General features: G+C 49.4%; 25 protein-coding genes. 19 read left to right on the plus strand and 6 right to left on the minus strand.

Features of this window, described 5'->3' with window-relative positions; translation table 11 throughout:
- The first annotated feature begins 91 nt into the window (after positions 1–91).
- Positions 92–634, plus strand: coding sequence for a GNAT family N-acetyltransferase (locus M2108_RS06770; RefSeq protein ID WP_277468725.1), 543 nt, complete (start codon positions 92–94; stop codon positions 632–634).
- Positions 635–745: 111 nt separating this feature from the next.
- Here the strand turns inward: M2108_RS06770 and M2108_RS06775 are convergent, their stop codons facing one another.
- Positions 746–1,777 carry an S-layer homology domain-containing protein gene (locus M2108_RS06775; RefSeq protein WP_277468724.1) on the minus strand — a complete coding sequence of 344 codons (1,032 nt, stop codon included), beginning with the start codon at positions 1,775–1,777 and terminating at the stop codon, positions 746–748.
- A gap of 157 nt (positions 1,778–1,934) precedes the next feature.
- Here M2108_RS06775 and M2108_RS06780 point away from each other — a divergent pair, with 157 nt between their 5' ends.
- The 3 genes from M2108_RS06780 (at position 1,935) to M2108_RS06790 (ending at position 4,840) form a co-directional block, all read left to right on the plus strand.
- Complete coding sequence (locus M2108_RS06780) at positions 1,935–2,648, plus strand: ABC transporter ATP-binding protein (RefSeq protein WP_277468723.1); 714 nt, start codon at positions 1,935–1,937, stop codon at positions 2,646–2,648.
- Positions 2,641–4,239: an ABC transporter permease gene (locus M2108_RS06785; protein WP_277468722.1), complete on the plus strand. Its 1,599-nt coding sequence runs from the start codon at positions 2,641–2,643 to the stop codon at positions 4,237–4,239. The genes M2108_RS06780 and M2108_RS06785 overlap by 8 nt, the downstream gene beginning before the upstream one ends.
- Before the next feature lie 115 nt (positions 4,240–4,354).
- Positions 4,355–4,840 (plus strand): hypothetical protein, encoded by a 486-nt coding sequence (locus M2108_RS06790; protein WP_277468721.1) that lies wholly within the window; start codon positions 4,355–4,357, stop codon positions 4,838–4,840.
- Between the two features lie 245 nt (positions 4,841–5,085).
- Here the strand turns inward: M2108_RS06790 and ahpF are convergent, their stop codons facing one another.
- The gene (gene ahpF, locus M2108_RS06795) at positions 5,086–6,615 is read right to left on the minus strand and encodes an alkyl hydroperoxide reductase subunit F (protein ID WP_277468720.1); all 1,530 of its coding nucleotides are present in this window, start codon (positions 6,613–6,615) and stop codon (positions 5,086–5,088) included.
- A gap of 14 nt (positions 6,616–6,629) precedes the next feature.
- Positions 6,630–7,193, minus strand: coding sequence for an alkyl hydroperoxide reductase subunit C (gene ahpC / locus M2108_RS06800; protein WP_277468719.1), 564 nt, complete (start codon positions 7,191–7,193; stop codon positions 6,630–6,632).
- Between the two features lie 322 nt (positions 7,194–7,515).
- On the opposite strand from ahpC, the gene M2108_RS06805 reads away from it, so the two are divergent.
- The 4 genes from M2108_RS06805 to M2108_RS06820 are packed head-to-tail and all read left to right on the plus strand — an operon-like array spanning position 7,516 to position 9,197.
- The gene (locus M2108_RS06805) at positions 7,516–8,097 is read left to right on the plus strand and encodes an RNA polymerase sigma factor (RefSeq protein ID WP_277468718.1); all 582 of its coding nucleotides are present in this window, start codon (positions 7,516–7,518) and stop codon (positions 8,095–8,097) included.
- Positions 8,087–8,383 (plus strand): hypothetical protein, encoded by a 297-nt coding sequence (locus M2108_RS06810; protein WP_277468717.1) that lies wholly within the window; start codon positions 8,087–8,089, stop codon positions 8,381–8,383. The genes M2108_RS06805 and M2108_RS06810 overlap by 11 nt, the downstream gene beginning before the upstream one ends.
- 34 nt (positions 8,384–8,417) lie before the next feature.
- On the plus strand, positions 8,418–8,801 hold the full coding sequence (locus M2108_RS06815; RefSeq protein WP_277468716.1) for a PLDc N-terminal domain-containing protein: 384 nt from the start codon (positions 8,418–8,420) through the stop codon (positions 8,799–8,801).
- Positions 8,802–8,813: 12 nt separating this feature from the next.
- On the plus strand, positions 8,814–9,197 hold the full coding sequence (locus M2108_RS06820) for a flagellar hook assembly protein FlgD (RefSeq protein WP_280776940.1): 384 nt from the start codon (positions 8,814–8,816) through the stop codon (positions 9,195–9,197).
- A gap of 83 nt (positions 9,198–9,280) precedes the next feature.
- Here the strand turns inward: M2108_RS06820 and dnaN are convergent, their stop codons facing one another.
- From dnaN to yidC, 3 genes are all read right to left on the minus strand, one after another.
- Positions 9,281–10,408, minus strand: a complete 1,128-nt coding sequence (dnaN, locus tag M2108_RS06825) for a DNA polymerase III subunit beta (protein WP_277468714.1) — start codon at positions 10,406–10,408, stop codon at positions 9,281–9,283.
- Positions 10,409–10,432: 24 nt separating this feature from the next.
- The gene (locus tag M2108_RS06830) at positions 10,433–10,687 is read right to left on the minus strand and encodes a ribbon-helix-helix domain-containing protein (protein ID WP_277468713.1); all 255 of its coding nucleotides are present in this window, start codon (positions 10,685–10,687) and stop codon (positions 10,433–10,435) included.
- Positions 10,688–10,875: 188 nt separating this feature from the next.
- Complete coding sequence (gene yidC, locus M2108_RS06835; RefSeq protein ID WP_277468712.1) at positions 10,876–11,718, minus strand: membrane protein insertase YidC; 843 nt, start codon at positions 11,716–11,718, stop codon at positions 10,876–10,878.
- A gap of 670 nt (positions 11,719–12,388) precedes the next feature.
- On the opposite strand from yidC, the gene M2108_RS06840 reads away from it, so the two are divergent.
- The 11 genes from M2108_RS06840 to M2108_RS06890 all read left to right on the plus strand — a co-directional run bounded on the left by M2108_RS06840 (position 12,389) and on the right by M2108_RS06890 (position 22,957).
- On the plus strand, positions 12,389–13,195 hold the full coding sequence (locus tag M2108_RS06840; protein WP_277468711.1) for an IclR family transcriptional regulator: 807 nt from the start codon (positions 12,389–12,391) through the stop codon (positions 13,193–13,195).
- Positions 13,196–13,239: 44 nt separating this feature from the next.
- Positions 13,240–14,214 (plus strand): carbohydrate ABC transporter permease, encoded by a 975-nt coding sequence (locus tag M2108_RS06845; RefSeq protein WP_277468710.1) that lies wholly within the window; start codon positions 13,240–13,242, stop codon positions 14,212–14,214.
- A 33-nt stretch (positions 14,215–14,247) separates the two neighbouring features.
- Positions 14,248–15,540 (plus strand): ABC transporter substrate-binding protein, encoded by a 1,293-nt coding sequence (locus tag M2108_RS06850; protein WP_277468709.1) that lies wholly within the window; start codon positions 14,248–14,250, stop codon positions 15,538–15,540.
- Positions 15,541–15,577: 37 nt separating this feature from the next.
- Positions 15,578–16,429 (plus strand): carbohydrate ABC transporter permease, encoded by an 852-nt coding sequence (locus tag M2108_RS06855; protein WP_277468708.1) that lies wholly within the window; start codon positions 15,578–15,580, stop codon positions 16,427–16,429.
- A 47-nt stretch (positions 16,430–16,476) separates the two neighbouring features.
- A complete protein-coding gene (locus tag M2108_RS06860; protein ID WP_280767964.1) occupies positions 16,477–17,823 on the plus strand; it encodes an amidohydrolase family protein in 1,347 nt (448 codons plus the stop codon).
- A gap of 44 nt (positions 17,824–17,867) precedes the next feature.
- The gene (locus tag M2108_RS06865; protein ID WP_277468706.1) at positions 17,868–18,812 is read left to right on the plus strand and encodes a nucleoside hydrolase; all 945 of its coding nucleotides are present in this window, start codon (positions 17,868–17,870) and stop codon (positions 18,810–18,812) included.
- 20 nt (positions 18,813–18,832) lie between these two features.
- On the plus strand, positions 18,833–19,594 hold the full coding sequence (locus M2108_RS06870) for a nucleoside 2-deoxyribosyltransferase (RefSeq protein ID WP_277468705.1): 762 nt from the start codon (positions 18,833–18,835) through the stop codon (positions 19,592–19,594).
- 275 nt (positions 19,595–19,869) lie between these two features.
- The gene (locus tag M2108_RS06875; protein WP_277468704.1) at positions 19,870–20,136 is read left to right on the plus strand and encodes a hypothetical protein; all 267 of its coding nucleotides are present in this window, start codon (positions 19,870–19,872) and stop codon (positions 20,134–20,136) included.
- Positions 20,137–20,342: 206 nt separating this feature from the next.
- Entirely contained in the window at positions 20,343–21,020 is a 678-nt protein-coding gene (pnuC, locus tag M2108_RS06880; RefSeq protein ID WP_277468703.1) for a nicotinamide riboside transporter PnuC, read from the plus strand.
- Positions 21,017–22,024: an AAA family ATPase gene (locus M2108_RS06885; RefSeq protein ID WP_277468702.1), complete on the plus strand. Its 1,008-nt coding sequence runs from the start codon at positions 21,017–21,019 to the stop codon at positions 22,022–22,024. Before pnuC ends, M2108_RS06885 begins: the two co-directional genes overlap by 4 nt.
- A 33-nt stretch (positions 22,025–22,057) precedes the next feature.
- The gene (locus M2108_RS06890) at positions 22,058–22,957 is read left to right on the plus strand and encodes an NUDIX domain-containing protein (protein ID WP_277468701.1); all 900 of its coding nucleotides are present in this window, start codon (positions 22,058–22,060) and stop codon (positions 22,955–22,957) included.
- The last annotated feature ends 245 nt before the right edge of the window (positions 22,958–23,202 follow it).

A 23,202-nucleotide genomic window follows, 5' to 3' on the forward strand; every position in this document is an offset into this window, starting at 1 on the left:
CGGCGAATGACATTATATCTAGAATAAACCAAATTATTCTTGTACCCTGGATAAATGTTGTCTAGTCCCCACTTTTATAAGGAGGCTGTATATGTCCTATAACTATGTCAGTAAAACAATAACCACGGAACGGCTGCTGCTGAGAATGTTTAACTCATCTGATGCAGCAGCGGTAGCTAAGCTGTGCAACAACTATAATATATACAAAACAACAATATACCTCCCGTATCCCTACACGATTGATGATGCCCTGAGTTGGATTGACCGCCATGGAGCTAACTTTGATGCAAGGCTGTCGTACGAGTTTGCCGTAACAGACAAGATCAGCGGAGCATTATATGGTGCGATAGCCTTGTCCTGCAATGAAAAATCCAACAACGGCGAATTGGCTTACTGGATTGGTGAGGAGTTTTGGGGAAGAGGCTATGCTACTGAGGCGGCTGAGGCAATGGTGAAGTTTGCTTTTGAAGACAGGCTGTACCATAAGGTATTCGCTCGTTACTTCAGCTCGAATACGGCCTCGGGTAAGGTAATGGAGAAAATAGGCATGAGTAAGGAAGGGGTATTGAGGGAGCATATCAGAAAAGATGGACGGTACGAGGATCTGGTGCATTACGGGATTATCCGGCCATAAAAAAATTCAGCTTCCTGTAAGCTGCTGAATCAGCATATAAACAAAGAAAAGAAAGGCATCCGGTGCCGTTCTTTTCTTTGTACATTAGAGGAGTGAGTTACGTCAGCACTCTCATTTTGCGCCTTTATTTTTCAGAATTTCCTGCACCCGGCTGACCATCGCAGTCCCGTCTGTACGGGTGATCGGGTCTTTCGGGTTGAAATTGCCGCCTTCGTCCAGGCTGACAATCTTCAGGGCAAGCGCCGTCTGAATTGCTCCTGAGTTCAGAATATCCATTTGATCCTCGTCCGCAACGACGACGGGAATAAGCTTATACATCGGCAGCTGGCCGCTTGTCTGCAGCGTATTAATCAGCAGGTAAGTGAAGGATTCTCTGCTCATGCTGGCAGCCGGGGCGATCTTAATCTGCAGATCCGCTTCAGGTCCTACGGCTTCCATAATCAATTGAACGGCTTCTTCTGCGGTAAGGATCTCGTTCTGGGCAGCCGGTGCCGGATGTGCTTTCAGGTAGGCCAGCGCATTGCTGATCTCTACCGCAGCTTCAGCACGGGTAATCTGCTGCTTCGGATTCAGCTTGCCGCTGTTATCCAGCTTCACTACCCCGTAGGCCAGGGCGCGCTGGATCGAGCCGGAATACTCAGCCGTAACCTGATCCTGATCTGCGAATTCCACCGGTGCGATCTTGATCATCGGCAGCCTGCCGCCCAGCTCAATCGCATCAATGAGCTGATGGGTGAAGGCTTCGCGCGTCAGCTTGCGGCCCGGCTGCAGATCAGCCGGCAGGTCCAGCCCGTGGACGCCTGCAATAATGAGTGCCTGCGCATACCATGCGGTATCACTCGCATTTACAAAATAATCCGAAGCCTTCGGCGCCTTCACAAACCGGATTGTATCCAGATTGAGGCCGGCGGCATTGACGATCATCTGCACGCCTTCCGCCTCAGAGATAGGCAGATGCGGGCCGAACTTCGTTGCGCTGAGCCCTTTAATTAACCCCTGATCCTGCAGGGCGATGATTTTTTCTTTATCCGCTACATTGTTCAGATCGGTAAAAGCGGCGGCGGAAGCAAATTGCTCCCCGGCAAAGCTGAACGCAATTGCAGCAGCGGCGGATAGTGTAACGAGCTTGAATGATTTTTTCATTAGAGTTCACCTCAGGGTGTAGTTTGTGGTCATTTGTTTTCATAGACGGACGATGATACAAAAAGGTTACAGCAATTATTTTATCCTCTGAATGAACGATTCCCCCTGGCTGTACGTATTACAGTTAGTTGTTTAACAGTATGGGAGAGGTGAAGGCATGCTAACCATCAGAGGATTTTCCAAAAGCTATAAGGGCGGTAAGAAGGCCGTACATAATCTGAATCTGACAGTCGAGCAGGGGGACATTTACGGCTTTATCGGGCATAACGGGGCAGGCAAAACGACAACGATCCGGGCGGTCGTGGGCGTTATGGATTTTGAAGAGGGCGAGATTGAAATTGACGGCATTTCGATGAAAAAGGACCCTCTGGCCTGCAAGTCGCGGATCGCGTACATTCCTGATAACCCGGACCTGTATGATCATCTCACGGGCATTCAGTACCTTAATTTTATCGGCGATCTGTTTAACGTATCCCGGAAGGACCGTGAGCTGCTCATTGCCAAATACGGCGGCGCTTTTCAGCTGACTCCCCATCTCGGAGATCTGATCTCCGGGTATTCCCACGGCATGAAGCAGAAGCTGGCGATTATTTCTGCGCTGATTCACAAGCCGAAGCTGCTGGTGCTGGATGAGCCTTTTGTCGGACTGGACCCGAAGGCGGCTCATACGCTGAAAACAATCATGGCGGAGGTGTGCAGGGAGGGCAGTGCAATTTTTTTCTCCACGCATGTGCTGGATACGGCAGAGAAGCTGTGCAACAAGATTGCGATTATCAAGGAAGGCCGGCTGATTACAGAGGGCAGAACTGAGGATGTAAAAGGGGAAAATAGCCTGGAGGACGTATTTATGGAGCTGATTGATTATGGTTAATATCTGGAGACTGACGAAGCTGCAGCTGATCTCGACCTTTGGCTTCAATAAAGCCCTGCATACCAGGGATGCAAAAGAGCGGCGCAAGCTGCTCCTGCTCAGCATCGCCATTCTGCTCGGTGTGCTGCTGATTGCCGTTTTTTCGTTCGGGTACAGCTATGCGATGGCAACAGCTTTTGAGCAAATCGGCCGGTTAGACCTGCTCCTGGCTATTATGATGGCTGTCACGTCAGTTGTCGGGTTCTTCACCACGGTGTATAAAGCGGGCGGCGTGCTGTTCAGCTATAAGGACTATGATCTGCTGATGTCACTGCCGGTGAAGACGAGTCATGTGGTGGCGAGCCGGGTACTGCAGCTGTATGTGCTGAATCTGTTTTTTACCTTGATGGTGATGCTGCCGGCGGGAGCAGTCTATGCGTTAAAAGTGCATCCGGAAGCGTATTACTATCTGCTTTTTGTGCCGCTGCTGCTCTGCATTCCGTTAATTCCGATCATTGCAGCGACCGTGATCTGCGCACTGATCAGCTGGTTCTCCTCCCGGTTCCGGGCGAGCCGGATGATCAGCCTGGTATTGACCCTGCTGTTCGTGGTTGCTATGATCCTGGGTTCATTCACACTGGACGGGAACGGGGCGGAGCTGGCTGATCTGGGAACAGGGCTGGCGGATACGATATTCAAGCTATACCCGCTTACAGAGCTATATGTGGATGCTGTGAGTGCATACCGGATGGATGCTTTTCTCTTGTTTATATTGCTGTCCGTGCTCGCATTTGTAGTGTTCTGCACCGTGCTGGGAACCCGCTATAAAGCGATTCATACCGGTCTGACTACCAGCCGGGCAGGCGGGAAATATACGATGCAGCCGCTCCAAGCATCCACAGCCTTTCAGGCTCTGTACCGCAAGGAGCTGCGCCGTTATTTCAGCTCTTCCAATTATGTGCTGAACACCGGGATTGGCATGGTGCTGCTGCTCATCATGTCAATCTCCCTGCTGTTTACCAGTCCGGAGCAGCTCGGACAGCTGGCCGACATTCCGCAGCTGCAGCGGTATCTTAATACATTAGCGCCGCTGTTCGTGTCCTTATTCGTAGCCCTTAGCTGCACTACGTCCAGTTCCATATCCCTGGAGGGCAACAATCTGTGGATTCTGCGGAGCTCTCCAGTGCCTAAGCACATTATTCTGCTCAGCAAGGTAGCGGTGAACCTGACCATTACGGTACCTGTAACGGTTGTGAGCTGTGTGCTGCTGATGATCTCACTGGGCACTGGTTGGGCAGACAGCCTGCTGCTGTTCGTGATCCCTGTCATCTACGCCTGCTATACCGCACTGATGGGCATTATCGTTAACCTGAAGCTGCCCAAGCTGGAGTGGACTAACGAGGTTCAGGTCGTCAAGCAAAGTGCAGCTGTGCTGGTGGCGATGCTGCTGGGCTTCATCAGCCTGATTATTCCAGCGGGACTGTCGTTTGTGCTGACCAGTGTGGACGGCAGGGTAATTATGCTCGGGGCCGGGGTAATCCTGGCTGGAGTGTGCGCCGGGATGTACAGGTATGTTAAGGCGCAGGGAGAAAGATTGTTTCTGAGGTTGTGAGGAAGAGCCAGTCAATATATAGAAAAATCCCATTCTCAATAAAGGTGCGATAAATGTTCGGTGATGAACCGGCTTCTCGCACCTTCTTTAATTTGGAAGAGGGCGCTGGATTATAGTGAATAAGGTGAAATTTGTGCCTGCTTTAGCTTTAAAGGAAAATGATAACTCGGCTAATACTTTTATTTACTATGTGGCGCTCTCCTTCTTTATATTGTTGATTCCGTTTGCATTTGTTGGTTCTTTTAACAATGTTTCGTTTTTGGTTTCATTCGCATTTTCCGGCCTGTTTTTTATCTTGTATGATATGGTTGCTAGAAAAAGTGGCCTAATGTTGTTCTTGGGAATCTTATTTACAGTCATCATTCCGCAAATTTTACAACTAAAAGGAATTCATCGAACTCTCAGTTATCTGATATTGAAGTTTAATGAATGGTTTGCCTTTGACATAAGTTCATCTTCAATAAGCAATGCACTGACAATAGCGAGTTTAGGTCTAGTTCTGTTTAGTTTATCCAATAAAAATGAGAAAATTAAAGAAATGAGTGTTGAAAACAAAAAGTTGAGTGAAACGTTAGATCAGCAAGAGGATTGGACGAAATAAAGGGGAAAAGTGGCGGAGGGGAATTTTGGAACTGTAGGAGCGTTAGCGACCGCCTTTGTCTGCGGATTTCCACCGCGAACAGCGGTTAAATCAAGAAATCTGCAGAAGGGCAGCGGCCGGAAGTCCAAACATTCTCTGGAGTCACGGCCAAACCCAAAATACAAAGATCACCCATCTAATTCAATAAAAACCGGTTCAGCTGCCCATGGGGGTAGACAGCTGAACCGGTTATTTATAATGCCGAATTAATTGCGGATCAGATAATCGAATGCTCCCAGGGCGGCTGTAGCGCCGGAGCCCATGGAGATGATGATCTGCTTGTAAGGGCTGTTGGTGCAGTCGCCAGCGGCGAAGACACCCGGAATGCTGGTTGCGCCATGGTTGTCGACGATAATCTCGCCGAAGCGGGTGCGTTCCAGTGTCTCGGCCAGCCAGTCGGTGTTCGGCACAAGGCCGATCTGGACGAACACACCTTCCAGCTCGACATGCTGTTCCGTACCGGTATCGCGTTCAATATAGGTAATGCCGTTCACCTTGTCGGTTCCGGTAATTTCCTTGGTCTGAACGTTCTTGTGCACGGTTACGTTAGGCAGGCTGTACAGACGCTGCTGGAGTACGGAGTCTGCCTTCAGCTCAGGCATGAATTCCAGAACGGTTACATGGCTGACGATACCTGCCAGGTCAATCGCCGCTTCGATACCGGAGTTGCCGCCGCCGATGACAGCGACATGCTTGCCTGCGAAGAGCGGGCCGTCACAGTGCGGACAGTACGCCACGCCTTTGTTCTTGAACTCGGCTTCGCCGGGAACACCCACATTGCGCCAGCGGGCGCCGGTGGAGAGAATGACCGTCTTGCTCTTCAGCACGGCGCCGTTCTCCAGCTCAATTTCGATGAGTTCCTTCTTCTCCAGGCGCTTGGCGCGCAGGGTCTTCATCACATCGATCTCGTATTCCTTCACATGCTCTTCCAGGCTCGCTGCGAGCTTCGGACCTTCGGTGTACTTCGTGCCGATGAAGTTCTCGATGCCGAGCGTCTCCATGATCTGGCCGCCGAAGCGCTCGGCGACGATGCCGGTGCGGATGCCTTTGCGGGCGGCATAGATAGCTGCACTCGCACCGGCAGGACCGCCGCCGACAACCAGCACATCAAATGGTGCCTTGTCGGATAATTCGGAAGCATCCGGTCCGGTACCCAGCTTGGCGAGGATTTCTTCAGCGGTCATCCGGCCGCTGCCAAAGAACTCGCCGTTCAGGTAAACGGACGGCACTGCCATAACATCCTTGCTCTCGACTTCGCTCTTGAAGGCGGCGCCGTCGATCATTGTACTGGTTACGCCGCTGTTAAGTACGCTCATCAGGTTAAGCGCCTGTACCACATCAGGGCAGTTGTGGCAAGTTAAGCTGATGTAGGTCTCGAAGTGGTATTCACCCTTGAGGCCCTTGATCTGATCGATGGTTGCCTGCTCCGCCTTCGGAGCTCTGCCGCTTACTTGCAGCAGTGCAAGCACCAGCGAGGTGAATTCGTGGCCGAGCGGAACGCCGGCAAAGGTAACGCCGGTATCTTCACCCGGACGATTCACGCTGAAGCTTGGCGTACGCGGAAGTGCAGTATGTTCTACTTTGATATTGGCCGACATTTCGGCCAGCTCATTCACCAGAGACAGCGTTTCTTGCGAAACGCTGTCGTCTCCGGCGCTGACCTTCAGCAGTACCTCGCCCTCCATGAGCTGAAGATACTGTGCTAATTGTGCTTTGATATCCGCATCAAGCGCCATGTTTCATCCGCTCCTTAGATTTTGCCTACGAGGTCAAGGCTTGGTTTCAGGGTTGTGCTGCCTTCCTGCCATTTAGCAGGGCATACTTCGCCCGGGTTGTTGCGTACGTATTGTGCAGCCTTGATCTTGTTGACCAGGATGCTGGCATCGCGGCCGATGCCGTCAGCATTGATTTCGATAGCCTGAATTACGCCGTCAGGGTCAATGATGAATGTTCCGCGGTCAGCCATACCGGCTTCTTCAATCAGAACGTCGAAGTTGCGGGAGATGGTGTGGGAAGGGTCACCGATCATGATGTATGTGATCTTGCCGATGGCTTCGGAGCTATCGTGCCATGCTTTATGTGTAAAGTGGGTATCGGTGGAAACAGAGTACACTTCAACACCCAGGCTCTTCAAAGTTTCGTATTCGTTCTGCAGGTCTTCCAGCTCAGTAGGACATACGAAAGTGAAATCTGCAGGGTAGAAGCAAACTACGCTCCATTTTCCTTTGAGATCAGCTTCGGATACATCGATGAAACTTCCATTGTGGTAGGCGGACGCTTTAAACGGCAGGACTTCTTTTCCAATCAGAGACATTTTTATTTTCCTCCTAAAATTGTTTTCTGCACAAGAGCGGGCTTGTAGGCCATCCTTGTATAGCAGTTCTTTGTTGATAATTATTATCATCTAGAAATTATTATTTGTCAAGCGTACGTTGTGAATTTCACAAGTCGTTCATCTTTCATAAGAGGACAGACGGTAAACCATAGTTATCCAATAATAAATTACCCTGCAGCAGCCCTGATAATTGTGTAGAATGTTTGAACAATTTGACAAGCCCCTTATTTTCTTGTGAAATATCGAACAAAGTCTCCTTATCATTCGTAATGTAAGATGACAGAGCAGACGGAGGGAGAGAATGATTAGCGACAGACAGCTTATAGAAAGCTATAGATCCGGTCAGCAGGAGGCTCTTGAGCATCTGATCAACAGGTACAGGGATAGTTTATTCCGGTTTTGCTATCATCTTTCCCTGGAAAAGCAGGAGGCAGAAGATCTGTTTCAGGAGGTGTGGGTACGTGTACTCCGTAAGCTGGAGAAGTATGATCCGGAGCGGCCGTTTAAAGCCTGGCTGTTCCAGGTGACCCTGAATATACATAAAGACCGATACCGGAAATGGAAAAAGCTGCGTGAGCGCCTGACGCTGGCCTGGACCGACGAAAGCGGCAGGTTTAAGGAAACCAGGGATGCTGCGCCGTTAACAGAAGATTTTTTGATGAAAAAAGAAGAGGTTCTATACCTGGAGCAATGTCTGCGAACACTGCCCAAGCGTTATCTTGCCCCATTGATTTTGTTTTATTATGAAGAATTCAGCTATGAAAGTATCGGAGAGGTGCTGGGTGTTCCGCTGGGGACGGTAAAATCCAGACTGAATCAGGGAAAAAAGCTGCTTAAAGCAGCAATGGGGGAGCGAGAGAATGAACGAGCCAATGGAAAATGAACAGCTGTTAAAAGAATACTTCAACGCACCTGTGGCCGCACCGCCTCATTTAGCCGAGGGCACACTGCGGAAGCTGGGCGAGAGTCAGCCTCTCGGCTTACTGATAAGTGCAGCTGCTCTGAATATCATTGTAGCGCTGGTTCTCGCGTTTATTCTGCTGGCCGGTCCGCTCTTATTACTCTGGAAAATAGTGATACTGCTGGTTTTTACACTGTTTCAAGCCATTGCCGTAGCGCTTCTGGTTTATAACCTTTCCGCAAATTCTTTTGAGACCTCGGCAAATTAAAATTAGAACGATACCATTTCGGGAAAGGAGTACTATGAATAACCGGATAGGGCTGGAAAAGTGGATTTTTTGGGTGTTGACGGCAGTTGTTGTACTGGGATTTGGCGTTTTTTTCATTGTAATGGCGCCTTCCATGTATGAAGTTTTTAGTGACGACTATGGATGGATTCTTGTGATTGCAGGACTTACGCTGCTATATATAGCTTTGAATGTACTGATTGCCGTGTTCATCTATAAAGATGCCTCCAGGAGAAAAATGAATCCCTGGCTGTGGATGCTGGCCGTCATCTATATTCCCAATTTTATCGGACTGCTGCTTTATCTGTTTGCCCGCAGACGGCAGCATATTCCTGCAGCGGCTGATCCGGGAAATAATCCCGTGCAGTGTCCTCATTGCGGTAATCTAATTCACCCATAAGGAGTGTCAAAAATGATGAACAAGAAATGGGTTGTAACGGGAATGCTGGTGCTGGTGATTGCAATGCTGCTTAGCGCCTGTGATAAAAAAATAATGTACGTGGGTTCGGATTTCGGTTCTAAAGTTAAGGCTTCATACAGGCTGTTCACCGGTACAGATGAGAAAAAGGTTAAGCTGAAGAGCGGAGACACCCTTGTTGTGGACTACCGGTCCAAGGTGGAAAAAGGGGAACTGACGATAGAGCTATACGATCCCGATGGCCAGCTGGTGAAGGAACTGGGCACGGGCGAGTCAGGAAGTGAGGAAATTGAAGCAGACAAGGATGGAAAGTATAAGTTTGAAATCACAGGGAAAGGTGCCAAGGGCAGCTATGAAATAAAGTATAGCATTGAGTAATACAGGGGATTATTAAAAGCAAACAGCGACTGCCGGGGCCGGGAAGATCAGGTCCGGGTAGCCGCTGTTTTAAAAGAAATACATTAATTATGCGTCCTCACTGGAGTAATCAAGAACAAAGCAGGCATAGTGGAATCAGCTGGAAGTACAACAATGGGACTGGTTTTCCCGGTGTATCTTATCCGGACACCTGTACAATTACTGTTACGGAGCATATCGATTAAAAACTTTCCGTTTAGGGATACATTAAATTCTTCTCCGCGCATCTCCAGTAATAAAACACCATTTTCGATATCTCCAACTTCAGCTGTTCTGGATGATAATTTCAATGTATCTCCTAGTGCAGCTAACCTAATTACATTTTCACCAGCCATTACAGTTACGCATTCAACTGCCTTCATCAAGCATGCTTTATCAACTAATATCTCACATAAGTAGGATTGAGGGGTGATATTCGTTATGGATGGAAAAATCCCTTCGATAAGAGCTAATTCTACCTTCAGTCCCTTTCTTGAAAATTTCATTCGGCTATTACTTACTTCAATCTCCGTCAGTTCATTTGTGTCACCTAACATCTTGGATACTTCATAGAGATTTTTTGCCGGAATAATAGCTTCGATACTGTTATATGTATAGCCTTCTGAATGTATAGTATGTGAAGCAAGGCGTACTCCGTCTGTAGCGGTAAGGGTTAAGAGGTTACTGTAGCATTTGAAGGAGACTCCTGTTAATACAGGCCTGCTCTCGGATGTTGAGGCCACTATCGCTACTTGCTTAATAGCCGATCTTAGCGAGGTGTTATTCACTTGTAATTTACCAGGAGAAGGTCCTTCACCACTATCATTACAGGGGAATCCTGCTGAGTCCATTCCGCATAAACGTATTTGATAATGGTCTGATCTAATCAAAAGAATGGATGGCTCTTTCATTTCGAGAACAACCATTTCATCATTAAGCTTATGAATAATCTCGTAAAAGTAACGTGAGGGTATAACGAGGCTACCCGTTCTTTTAACAGACATAGTAACACCGTCTTGAGGAATCATTGCCTGTATCGTCATACTTGTATTACTGGCAGTAAAACAAACTTCATCTGCACCTGCCTGAATATGTATTCCTTGAAGTATAGATATTGGACTATTTACGGCTACTGCTTTTATTACGTGCCGCACTGCATCCATAAGAGAATTTTTTGTTACCTCAACCAGCAAAGACCTCACCTGCCCTGAACAGAATTATTCTGAATAGTAGGACTCAAGTATGTTACGAATAACCTCCGAACGGGACAGTTTATTGTCAGTACAATGATCTTCGATTTTGTTCCATATTTCCTCTGTCAATGTTAATGATACTTTTTTAGTTACACCGATACTCTTTCTTCCTGAACCTTCCCTAAGACCACCTCGCGAAAAGATAAAACCTAACTGGCCTTCTTTATTAGAGACACCAACTTTAAGCTTATTATGATCCAATTTTTTTGCTCCATTCATTTGATTTAGGTAACCTAATTCAAAAACTTCTTACACTCATCTTATCACAGTCCTTCATAGGTTTACCATATTTTTATAATATTATTTATGTTGACTATGCTTCTATCAACGAGCCGCCAATATAAAACAGAGCACCCGGGGGAAGGCCCCGGATGCTCTGTTTTTATTCTTTTATGACCAATTCAATCCTATAAATCTTCTGCACCGGCAGGCCGGTTTTTACTTGCTGCATTTGGCTTAGTATACATTTTATTCAGTATAATCGTTTGCGCGATAATGAATATGCCGCCAACCGCCCAATATAGCGGTAACGCGGCGGGCATCTGAAAAGAAAATATACCCATCATCACCGGTGACAACAATCCGAGGAATGCCATTTGTTTATTTTGATTTTGCTGAATCTGCGCTGAAGCGGATTGAGACACGCGGAACTGAACGTAGTACACCGCAGCGGCAATTAGCGGCAAAATCAGATCCGGTTTCCCCAGGCTAAACCATAGAAAATCGTGAGCTGCGATCTCCGGAGTGCGACGAATGGCGTAATAAAATGCAAGCGTAATCGGCCATTGAAGCAGCATCGGTAAACACCCCATATTCAGGGGATTAAATTGATGTTTCTGGTACAGCTGCAGCATTTCGGCCTGCTGCTGTTTTTTTGCATCCACACTACTATCGTTCTTATACTTCTCGTTAAGTGCAGCTAATTCCGGCTGCAGGACGGCCATTTTTTCTTTCATGTCCGTTTGCTTCCTGGCTTGATTCATCATGAGCGGCATGATCGCAAGTCTGATGATGAAGGTCATCAGCACGATCGATAATCCGTAGTTTCCGTGAAGTGCATCCGCGAAGAATTGGATCATGACCGAAAAGGGATAAATCAAAAAGTGATTAAATAGCCCTGCTGAATCGGCATTGATCGGGTCTGATGGGGATGCCGCAGAACATCCGCTGAGCACAATGACCGGAAGAACTCCAATCAGCATGACGAGAATGGGCTTGGCCCATTTTTGGAGCAATACAATCTTTTTCATCGTTGTCCTCCCTGATTGAATGTATGAAATATCAATGTGGGGAAGGACAATTGTCGTCTTCATCAGGTGCTTTTCTTCGTCTGGCGATACGTATGATCCAGCGCTGAATACTGCTTACCTGCGGCAGTCTGACAGCTGCATACCAGGCTGAACCGGCTGCAGCAGTTTCATGACTCCAGTGTATCTTCTGAGCAGAAAAACAGGCGAATGGAAGTAAAACTAAGGAAGAAAAGAGGGCAATTGAGAATGCCAGTTGAACCAAGTCATAAAAATGCTCCAGTCAGGTTCACCTCCGCATGAGCCGAATGGGAATAATTTGAATAATGATCATACGTCAGAGCAACTGCACGGTTTCATTAACCTGCTTAAATGGGAAACGATAGTATCTGCTTCTAGCCTTCCGCTGAAAAGCTATCTGCTAGGATGTCGAAGTCACATCATGTTATAACGGTGTTACTTTTAATAACATAATATTAAGAAAATTTAAATTTTAAGCTTGCAAAGTGCTTATTCCTTGCTATAATTATGAATAAATCAGAATAGGAATAACCGAAATAACAACAAAATGTAATATTAAGTAACACTGAATCTTGTTTATATTTTTTTTGATCATAAAAAAGAACGCAGTTCCGCAAATAAGAACAATTGGACAATGGAGAGGTTGTTGCTGATGGAATCAGAATCTAAGCCAAAAACGAAGCCCAAGCTGGAGACAGCGCACCGGATGCTGTTGCTGCTCGAATGTTTCACTGATGCCAAGCCGGAATGGGGAGTAACAGAACTGAGCGAGGAGCTCGACTGTTATAAAAGTGTGGTTCACCGCATGCTTTCCACTCTGGAGGAGCGCGGATATGTTACCCAGAATCCAGTGAATAAAAAATACTCCCTTGGCCTGAAGCTGTTCGAGCTGGGTATGGTAGTATCCCGCGGTATGAACCTTCGGACCTTATCCAAGCCGGAGCTAAAAACGCTGGCCGAACAGACCGGAGAATCCGTGTTATTGACGGTAGTGGACGGACACTCCGGGGTATGTATTGAGAAGTTCGAGAGCCACGAGTCGATCAAATCAACCTCCCAGCTCGGAAAGAGAGTGCCGCTCTACGCCGGAGCCCCGACCAAGCTGCTGATGGCCTTTTTACCGGAGCCGGAGCAGGAAGAGATCATTGCCGCCGGACTCCATGCATTTTCTCCTTTTACGGAGACCGACCCGGATACCCTCCGCGAAGCCCTAGCTCAAATCCGCAAGCAGGACTACAGCTGGACTTTTCAGGAAGTGGATATGGGCTCGGTAGGAATCGCCTTTCCTGTAAGAAATCATGAGAACCAGGTTGTGGCCTCGATATCCGTGCTTGGCCCCCAGTTCCGGATGGAGGACAAGATGGAGAAATGTCATGAATGTTGCAGACAGGCTGCCCAGACGATTTCCTTGAAGTTAGGCTCCAAGTGGGTTTATGAAGCCCGGATCGCGGAAGTTTAGAACTGCTCCCGAGGATACAGGGACTGCAGCAGGAAGGAGGACATATGGAAAAGGCAAACCGTTTTCTGATGATTTTTGGACGAGGCCGGGAACAGGAGAAGAAGGATGGAGGGCTGCGAAAAGGCGGGCTGCTGGACAGGCTGGATCGTCTGAGTGATACTTCGACAGCCTATCTGTATTTAATGCCTACGCTGACACTTATTTTGTTAACAGTAATTGTACCAATGCTATACGCGCTGTTCATCTCATTTAGCAAGGTCGCTTTTACTCAAGGCAGCATGACCTATGATTTTGTCGGACTCAGCAATTACATGCAGCTTCTGCGCGACGCCCGTTTTCCGAATGTGCTCTCCAACACTGTGTTCTTCACTGTCACCAAGGTCGTAGCTACGCTGGCTATCGCCTTCGGCATTTCACTGACCATATATTTCGGGGTATGGGGGGCAGGTTTTTTCAAACGGATCTTCCTGATTCCCTGGGCGCTCTCCAATGTAGTCAATTCCCTGATGTGGCAATGGATGTACAGCGGAGATTACGGCATCTTTAACGAGATACTGCTGAGACTTGGCTTTATTGATGAATATCAAATGTGGCTGGTCAACGTACATACGGCCATGTCGGCCGTTTTATTCGCGGACATATGGAAAAGTGTCCCCTATGTGGCCTTGCTGCTGCTGGCAGCCATGCAATCCATCCCCAGAGAGCTGCACGAAGCGTCCAAAGTGGACGGCGGCGGCCCGATAACCGCTTTCTACCATATCATTTTGCCTCATATCAAACCTGTCATCATGGTTCTGCTCGTCATTGAGACGATGTGGACCTTGCGGGTGTTCGACCTGATCTGGCTGCTTACCAAAGGCGGGCCGCAGGACAGCACCATGACCCTTAACGTATTCGCCTATGAACAGGCATTCCGTAACTTCGACCTCGGCTATGGAGCCGCAATCAGCTACTGCATTACGATTTTGACTCTGATATTCACCTTTTTCTATATGAAAACACTGAAAGTAGAGAATTAATCAAAATTTATGGATACGAGAGGAGATTGCAGGATGAAAAAGGAATGGTGGAAACTGAAGAAATTCCCGGCAATTGCAGGATTGGCATTGGTTACGGTGGTTTCGGGCTGCAGCGGATCAAATGCCGGAGACAACGGCGAAGCAGGCGCAGCGGATGACGGTGAAAAAGGGGAGATTACCGTTTTGTATGTCGGAGACCAGTTCTGGCAGGATCAAGCTAAGGAATTTGAGCAGGTCTCCGGCATTAAAGTCAATTATGAAGTGGTGAACTTTACCGAGCAGCATGACAAGCTGGCCACCGCCTTCGCCGGCGGAAGCACGGAATATGACATTGTGCATGTCCGTGATGATTTTGTAGCCGAATTTGCCCCGAAAGGCTTCCTTACCCCGCTTGATGATCTCATTACAGAAGATATGAAAGCTAACATTTCCGATAGCTACTTTACTCCGATGATGAATGGCGGACAGATCTATGGATTTCCCCGCTACCTGTGGCCGTGGCAGTTCTACTACAACAAGGCACTGTTTGCTGAGGCAGGCATAGAGAATCCGCCGGCAACCTGGACCGAGTTTACCACTGTTGCCGAGAAGCTGAAAGCCAAGGGAATAACGCCTTATGCCGAGCCTTGGGGCGAAACCTTCTCCTATACACCGTTTATTGTTCATCTGCGGTCAGAGGGCGGGGAATTCTGGGATGAGGAACAGGATCTGCCGACCTTTAACAGTCCGGAGGGGGTACGGGCGCTTCAGTTCATGGCGGATATGAATTTGAAAGACAAGATCATCAGTCCGCAATCTGTGCAGTATGACAGTACTGCGCCATTAGCCGATGCTTTTGCACAGGGGACGATTGCCATGATGATGAATGCCCCGCATACCTATCCTTTGGCCAACAATCCGGAGACCTCCAAGATTACAGGACAGGTTGGGGTAGCCCTGGTGCCGGGAGCCGAGCTTAAGACTGCCTCCTATGCTGAGACAGGCGGCCTTGCGATTCCGGCAGGCTCGAAGAACAAGGAGCAGGCGATGGAATACATCAAATTCGTGACTTCTACAGAACAGGAAAAAGCGATGGCGATCGGCATAGGACGAATTCCTGTGGATAATGTGGCGCTCCAGGATGCTGAGGTGCAGGAAGCGAATCCTCATTTTGCTTCTGTAGCGGAGCAAATGGAGTACCCTTACGGAATGTTCAAGCATGAAAAGGCCGCTGCGATTTCCACTGAAGTGTCCAGACATATTTCGGCTGCAGTTGCCGGCCGGGAAACTCCTGAGGAAGCGCTGAAAGCTGCCGAAGCTAACGTGCTGAAGATTATCGGGAAATAACGGGCGCTGCACAGCTAATAACGAGGAGGTACGGAATATGAATTACACGGCAACGCCCAGACGTACCCTCCGGCGTGCTGTTAAAGGCATTCTGGTTCGGGGCATTTCGCTCAGTCTGATGTTATATGTGCTCTTTCCCTTTCTGTGGCTGGTGCTGTCCAGCGTGAAGCTGCCTGTAGAACTGCTGTCGCGCCCGCCTGTCATCATCCCGGAGAAGCTTACGTTTAAATATTATGCCAACCTCTTTGAGAACGGTTCGTTTATGACGGCGGTATGGAACAGTCTGATCGTTGCCGGGTTTACCACCCTGCTGTCACTCGTTCTGGGCGTGTTCGCTTCCTATGTATTCGCAAGGCTGAAGTTTCCCGGCAGGAAGACTGTATTTCTGACGATACTCGGCTCACAGATGCTGCCGCAGATGGCTTTGCTGATTCCATTGTTTATATTGATGCGGATGACCGGGTTGCTGTACAGCTTTCAAGGCCTGGTGCTGGCGTACATTACCTTTTCGCTGCCTTATGTGGTATGGATGTATTACTCCTTTCTGCAGTCTCTGCCGCATGAAATCGAGGAGGCTTCCCGGATAGACGGCTGTACCCGGCTGCAATCCATCTTCAGGATTATGCTGCCCCTGTCAGCAACGGGCCTTACGGCCACTGGAGTATTTGTCTTCATCGGAGCGTGGAATGAATTTCTGCTCGCTTCGGTACTTACCGATTCCGGGAGCAGAACGCTTCCGTCCCGTATTTCCGAATTTATCGGCCAGGACCGCATCGCCTATGAGCTGATGTTCCCGGCCGGGGTAATCTCCTGCATTCCTGTTCTGGTGCTTGTGCTGTATTTCCAGAAATATATCGTTCAAGGCCTGACGGAAGGCGGAGTGAAGTAATCAAATCCTGATGAAACACCTTATTCTGAACAAGAAAGGGATTCCTTATGAGAGAACCGGCAGATTTATTAATTACAGATTGCAGCCTCATGACACCTGAATTCGATATTCTGGACAACCAGTACGTAGCCATCCGGGACACCCTGATTATCGCGATTGGCAAGGCTGAAGAGATCAAGGACAAGTACGAGCCGAAGGAGGTCCTGGAGGGCAGGGGCAAGCTGCTTATGCCCGGGCTGGTGGATGCCCATACGCATACCTGCCAGCAATTCCTGCGGGGCCGGACTCTTGGCGAATATCCGATGATCTGGTCGCGGATCCTTGTGCCGTTCGAGAGCAGCCTCAGTGAAGAGGATACTTATCTGGGGGCACAGGTAAGCTGTCTGGAGATGCTGAAATCGGGCACAACCTCCTTTGCTGAATCCGGCGGAGTCCATATGCACAAGGTGGCCGAAGCGACGATCGAATCGGGACTTAGGGCGGCAATCACCTGTTCGACTATGGATACAGGCCCGTTCATACCTGAATCCATGCTGGCATCATCGCCTGAGGAGGCCGCTTCGCGGATCGAGGAGCTGTACCGCGCCTATAATGGTGCGGGTGAAGGGCGGCTGCGTATCTGGTTTGCATTACGGCAGGTAATGACAAGTACACCGGCTTTGATCACTTTAATGGCAGATAAGGCCAGAGAGTATAATGCCGGGCTGCATGTTCACCTCGCCGAACACCGGGATGAAGTCAGCTACTGTCTGCAGAATTACCAGAAAAGACCTGCAGAGGTGTTCGACCAGTTCGGCGCACTCGGCCCTAATATGCTGGCAGCGCACAATGTTGTTCTCTCCGATGGCGAGATTGCCCTGATGAAGGAGCGCGGCGTCAAGGTTGTCCACTGTCCGAGAAGCAATTTCGGCAGTCATGGCTTTCCAAAAACGCCTACGCTGATGCAGCAGGGGCTGTCCATCGGAATGGGCAGCGACGGAGCGGCAGGCTCAAGCCTCAGCCTGTTTGATGAAATGCGTGTATTCCGTTCCGGACTTCACGCCTTCTGGGGATTGCCGATTTTTGATCCGGTCGTTATTCCGGCGCATGAGCTGATCCGGATGGCTACGAGCGGCGGAGCACAGGCACTGCAGATTGAAGATCAGATCGGCACGATTGAGATCGGCAAAAAAGCAGACCTGATCCTGATTGATATCAATCAGCCTCATATCAGTCCGACTCACCGGATGATCCCTACCATTGTTGAATCCGTGAACGGCAGTGATGTCCGCGATTCCATTATCAATGGAGAAGTCGTAATGAAGGACCGTCAGATCCTGACCATGGATGAAGAGAAGATTCTTTACGAAAGTGGCAGGGCGCTGCCCCGTGTAGCTGTTAGAGCGGGAATATAGGATATCACGGGTGCAGGATGAGATTATCAACAGGAGTGTGAGAAATGAGTAGCCGTAAAATTCTTATGATAGATACCGATACTGCCGGCGATGATTGTACTGCACTGCTGCTGGCGCTCCGCTGGCCGGATGTGGAAGTCAAAGCGATTACAACTGTAGCGGGAAATGTTCCCCTGCCGCTGTGCACACGCAATGCGCTGACCACACTGGAGATCGCGGAACGCCCGGATGTCAAAGTCTATCCCGGAGCGGCCAAGCCGCTGATGCGGGAACTGTTCACTGCAGAGCATATTCACGGCTCAGACGGAATGGGCGGAGCTAATTTTCCTGAACCTGCACTTAAGCCCGAGCAGGAGCATGCGGCGCTGGCCATCATCCGTCTGATCAATGAGTACCCTGGGGAAATCGAGATGATTGCACAGGCGCCGCTTACTAACCTGGCCCTGGCCTATTCACTCGATCCATCAATCGCCGGAAAACTGAAGCATTTATGGGTAATGGGCGGGGCGAACAATTTCATGGGTAATGACAGTCCGGCTGCCGAATTTAATTTTCTGGTGGATCCTGAGGCCGCCCATATTGTTGTTCACGCTGGCTTCAATCTCACGATGGTCGGATGGGATGTATGCCAGCGGAATCCGGTGATGGTAGAGGAGCATTTCCGGAAGATCGAGGCCATGGATTCCCGCTTTGCCGACTTTTATATGAAGGTGCTGAAGACAGGCATGGAGCTGGGGCTGAAGCGGGGCGGCGGGCGCAGAATCTCCCATCCGGATACGCTTACGGTAGCTATGGCGATCGATAACCGGGTTATGGCACGTTCAAGCCGTTTTTATATTGATGTCGAACATAAAAGCGAGCTGACCAAAGGGTACAGCCTGGTTGACCAGAATGGCATACTGAACAAAGAGCCTAATGCGGAAGTATGTATGGAGGCAGACCTGGAATTGTTCCGTGACATGGTATTTTCGCTGCTGGAGCAGAAGTAGTCCGAAAGGAGTTGCATCAGGTGGAAGAGCAGGTCTCTGGGGAATCTGAACAATATATTGTCATTGCAGGCGTTGTTGCCAGGTGCAGGGCCCGTATTTTAGGCGGACAGACATTTTATGTGCAATATCCCTACGACGGCAGTGTCAGGGCTGTCAACCGGGAGTCCGGCGGCACCGCTGATGTAGAGAGCTACGTATTCGGCAGCAAGGAAGCCGCGCAGCAGGCTGTTCTGGGACAGACACTGAATCCATGCGCTCTGACTTGGCAAACCTTTCGATTGCCGACCATATATCTGGCAGGCTTTCACGTATTCCGTTCCGATGCGTTAGAGGAGGGGCAGAGGATGCGGGAAAGCTGCCGCAAATACGGGTTTGAAGGGCTTTTTCCGCTGGATAAAGAGAACTACGACAATTTGGGGCAAAGAGATACGGCTGCAATGATCTTTCATGCTAACGATGGCCTCATCCGTGAAGCGGATATTGTTATGGCCAATCTGAACCCCTTTCGCGGTGCTGAGCCGGATTCCGGTACGGTATTCGAATGCGGGCTTGGATATGCGCTCGGCAAAAAGCTATATGGATATATTGCGGATGGCCGGAGTATGAGTGAACGGCTTGGGGCCTCTATAGATCCCATTACTGGATTGTATAGTGACGGCATGCATGTGGAGGATTTTGATCTGCCGCTGAATCTGATGCTTGCGGTGCCGATGGATATTGTCATTGGCGGGCTTGAGGAATGCCTGCTCAAAGCGAGAATCGATTATTATGGAACAGGTTAAGCCTTGATGATACGGTATGCCAAACTCCGGCGCACGTTTACAAGCCTGTTTTAACAAAGTAACCCGGTCTCCTTCAATGCAAATGAAGGGCCGGGTTTTCTGTGCCTAATCCTCCGTTATCGAACCGAAGTCAGTGATTATGGTATGGCCCGCTTAGGCTTGCATACACGCCCTAACAAAACCTTCCCGGATAAACGCTTCAGAAACAGATGACGGCTGAAGGCCTTGATGGTATTCTGGAATAAATTCTTAAATAACAAGGGGGCTGGCTATCGATGCAGAGGATTATCGGAATGTACAAACAATTTTTGTGGGAGCCTCTGTGGTTTAAGATTCTGATTATAGCTTCCTTGCTTGCTGCAGTGGTCTTCAGCAGTTCGATTTTTGCGGATCACGGGTATTATCAGAGTATTGCCAAAATCGCAGCCGCCATCTTTTTTGGAGCTTATGGGATCAAATTCAGGTCTAATACCCGGATTGCTGTTATCTTTTTTGGAGTTGCAGCCATTTGTGTGTTTCTGTCATGGACTTACTTGAACTGAATATTAAGTTAAGCGGCCTTCATCCCCGGGTGTTTTCCCGGGATGGGGGCCGTTTTATTTTGCCTGCAAGCTGTCACGAACAAGCACTGGGAAATCCTCCTTGCATTCTGCCGGATCCTCTGTTAAATTGATATTAACAAAATGAAATTATCAAATAGTTAATATGTATTGGATCAGGATAAGCAGAGAAAATGGAGGGATGCAGCATGAGCAAGGTTACGGGTAACTGGAAGTGGTTCGAAATCGTCTGGCTGATCATATTTTCGGCAATAGGGGTACTTTTCACATTCCTGTCCAAGGATTCATTATTTGGCTTTACAGTATTTATCACCGGGGTGCTGTGTGTGGTGCTTACGGCGAAGGGAAAGCTGATGAGCTATGTGTTCGGGATGTATAATACATTCGGTTATGCGTATCTGGCCTATGTTAATGGATTGTTCGGGGAAGTGCTGCTGAATCTGCTGTTTTTTGTCCCGATGAACATTGTCGGCTTCTACATGTGGCGTAAAAATTTTCAGGGCGGTAAGCTGGCGATGCGGCAGATGGAGATTAGAGGTATACTTCTGGTTGGAGCTGTCTGTATCTCCGGGTTCCTACTGCTTGGGTACGGCCTGTCATTCATACCGGGGCAGAACTCGCCGTATATTGATGCTCTGACTACTGTATTGTCGGTCGTTGCAACAATCCTGATGGTGCGCAGATTCAAGGAGCAGTGGCTGGTCTATATTGTGCTGAATATGTTCACGGTGCTGCTGTGGGCAATCCGGACATCGGAGGGGAGCAGCGAAGGCCCGCTGATGATTGTCATGTGGAGCGCCTATCTGCTCAACGCGGTTTACGGCTACTATAACTGGAACAAAGGTGCGAAGGAGGCGCTGGCATGAAGACTCTTGGACTGACACTGGGCAAATTTGCTCCGCTGCATAAAGGGCATCAGTATATGATCGAAACGGCCCTGCAGGAGGTCGATGAGCTCATTGTGGTAATCTATGAAACGGCCGTTTCTCCTATTCCGCTGCACATCCGGGCAGGCTGGATCCGCAAGCTGTATCCGGCGGTCCGGGTCATTGAAGCCTGGGATGGTCCGGACGGCTATTCCGACGACAGGGAGCATGAGATCCGTGAAGAGCAGTATATTCTGGGACTGTTACAAGGCGAGCAGGTAACCCACTTTTATTCCAGCGAGTTCTACGGTAAGCATATGAGCATCGCTCTTGGTGCGGCAGACCGGCGGGTGGATGAAGCCCGTGTGAGGGTGCCGGTATCGGCCACAATGGTCCGCTCCGACCCTTATAAGTACCGGGATTATGTCAGTGATCTCGTGTACCGCGATTTGATAACGAAGGTCGTCTTTGTGGGAGCAATGTCCACCGGCAAATCTACCATTACCGAAGCACTGGCCCGGCGGTACCGGACGGCCTATGCCAGTGAATATGGGCGCGATTACTGGGCGGAGCATCAGGTGGACCGCCGGATCGGACTTGAGGCTTTTGATGAAATTGCAGCCGGCCATATAGAGCGGGAGGAGCAGGCGCTGCTTGCGGCGGACCGGTATCTGTTTGTCGATACGAATGCGATTACGACCTATATGTATGCGCTGGATTATCACGGGCAGGCACCGGAGCTGCTGACCCGGCTTGCTCTGGAGAATGCGCAGCGGTATGATCTGTTTTTTCTGTGCGGCGACGATATTCCGTATGACGATACGTGGGACCGCAGCGGGGATCAGAAGCGGCATGTGTTTCACAAGCAGATCATTGCCGATTTACAGGCACGGCGGATTCCGTATATCACGCTGAGGGGAAGTCTGGAAGAGCGGATGCGCAGGGTAGATGAGGTACTGGCGAAATTCACGCCTTATAGCAACTATTTCGGTGGACAGGTATAGTAGTGGTAATAGGTGAACGAGGGGGCAGCGGCAGTGGAAATTGTGGATCGTAACGGACTTACGGAACGCGAGTTTTTGGAGCAATACCGGGCAGGGGATTATGAGCGGCCTTCGGTGGCAGCCGATATGGTGATTTTTGCGGTCGCGGATGCGGGGCAGGGTGAAGATAGCGGCTATCCGGAAAAAGAGCTGCGCCTCCTGCTGATCCGCCGGGGAGGACATCCCTTTCTCGGAAAATGGGCGCTGCCGGGCGGCTTTGTCCAGCCGGACGAGACGGCAGACCAGGCAGCGGCGCGGGAGCTTAGCGAGGAGACCGGCTTGAACGATGTGTACTTGGAGCAGCTGGGAGTCTTCTCTGATGTCGGCCGTGACCCGCGCACCTGGGTGATAAGCTGCAGCTATATGGCACTGCTCAGCAGCGGGCGGCTGCAGGTGCAGGCAGGTGATGATGCCCAGGATGCTGCCTGGTTCAAGGTGAGCTACCGCCAGCTGGCGGAGCATAAGGAGCGGCTGGATAAAGGATACGTCCAAACCTGGACCTATGAGCTTAAACTCAGTAATGAAGGGGAAGAGCTGAAAGCTGTTATAAGCCGGACTGTTACGGCCAGGCTGCATTCGAAGTCCGTTGCCTACTCTGTGCAAATGAATGACGGCCTCGCCTTTGACCATGCCAAGATCATCGCGTATGCCATTGAACGGCTGCGGAAGCAGACGGGGGACAGCGATATCGCGCTGCACCTGATGCCGGAGCAGTTTACATTGCCGGAGCTGCAGCAGGTATACGAAGGAATATTAGGAGAGCAGCTGCCGGCGGAGGAGTTTGAACGCAGGGTGGAGGGAATGGTTGTTGAGACGGGGGAATATTCAGATAAAACGGGACGGGCTGGTGCTCGGTTGTACCGGAGAAATTGGGAGATCACACCCGAGAATTAACACAGCTGCACTTTATACAATTAAAAAGCCTCTTTTTCTTCCTGAAGCAGGTTTAGTTGTACTCTGTACACTTAAAATCTCCCGAAAAGCCCGTTTTCGTTGATTTGGGCTGATTTAATTGTACAGAGTGCACTTATATGGTGCAGACCCTGATTTAAGCTGGTTTTAGTTGCATGGAATACAGTTAAACCAGTATTAGCACTTGAACACTTGGGCGTTTGGAGCATTACAATGGCGGTATATGG

Source organism: Paenibacillus sp. PastM-3, from assembly GCF_029893965.1.
Taxonomy (GTDB): Bacteria; Bacillota; Bacilli; order Paenibacillales; family Paenibacillaceae; genus Paenibacillus_AQ.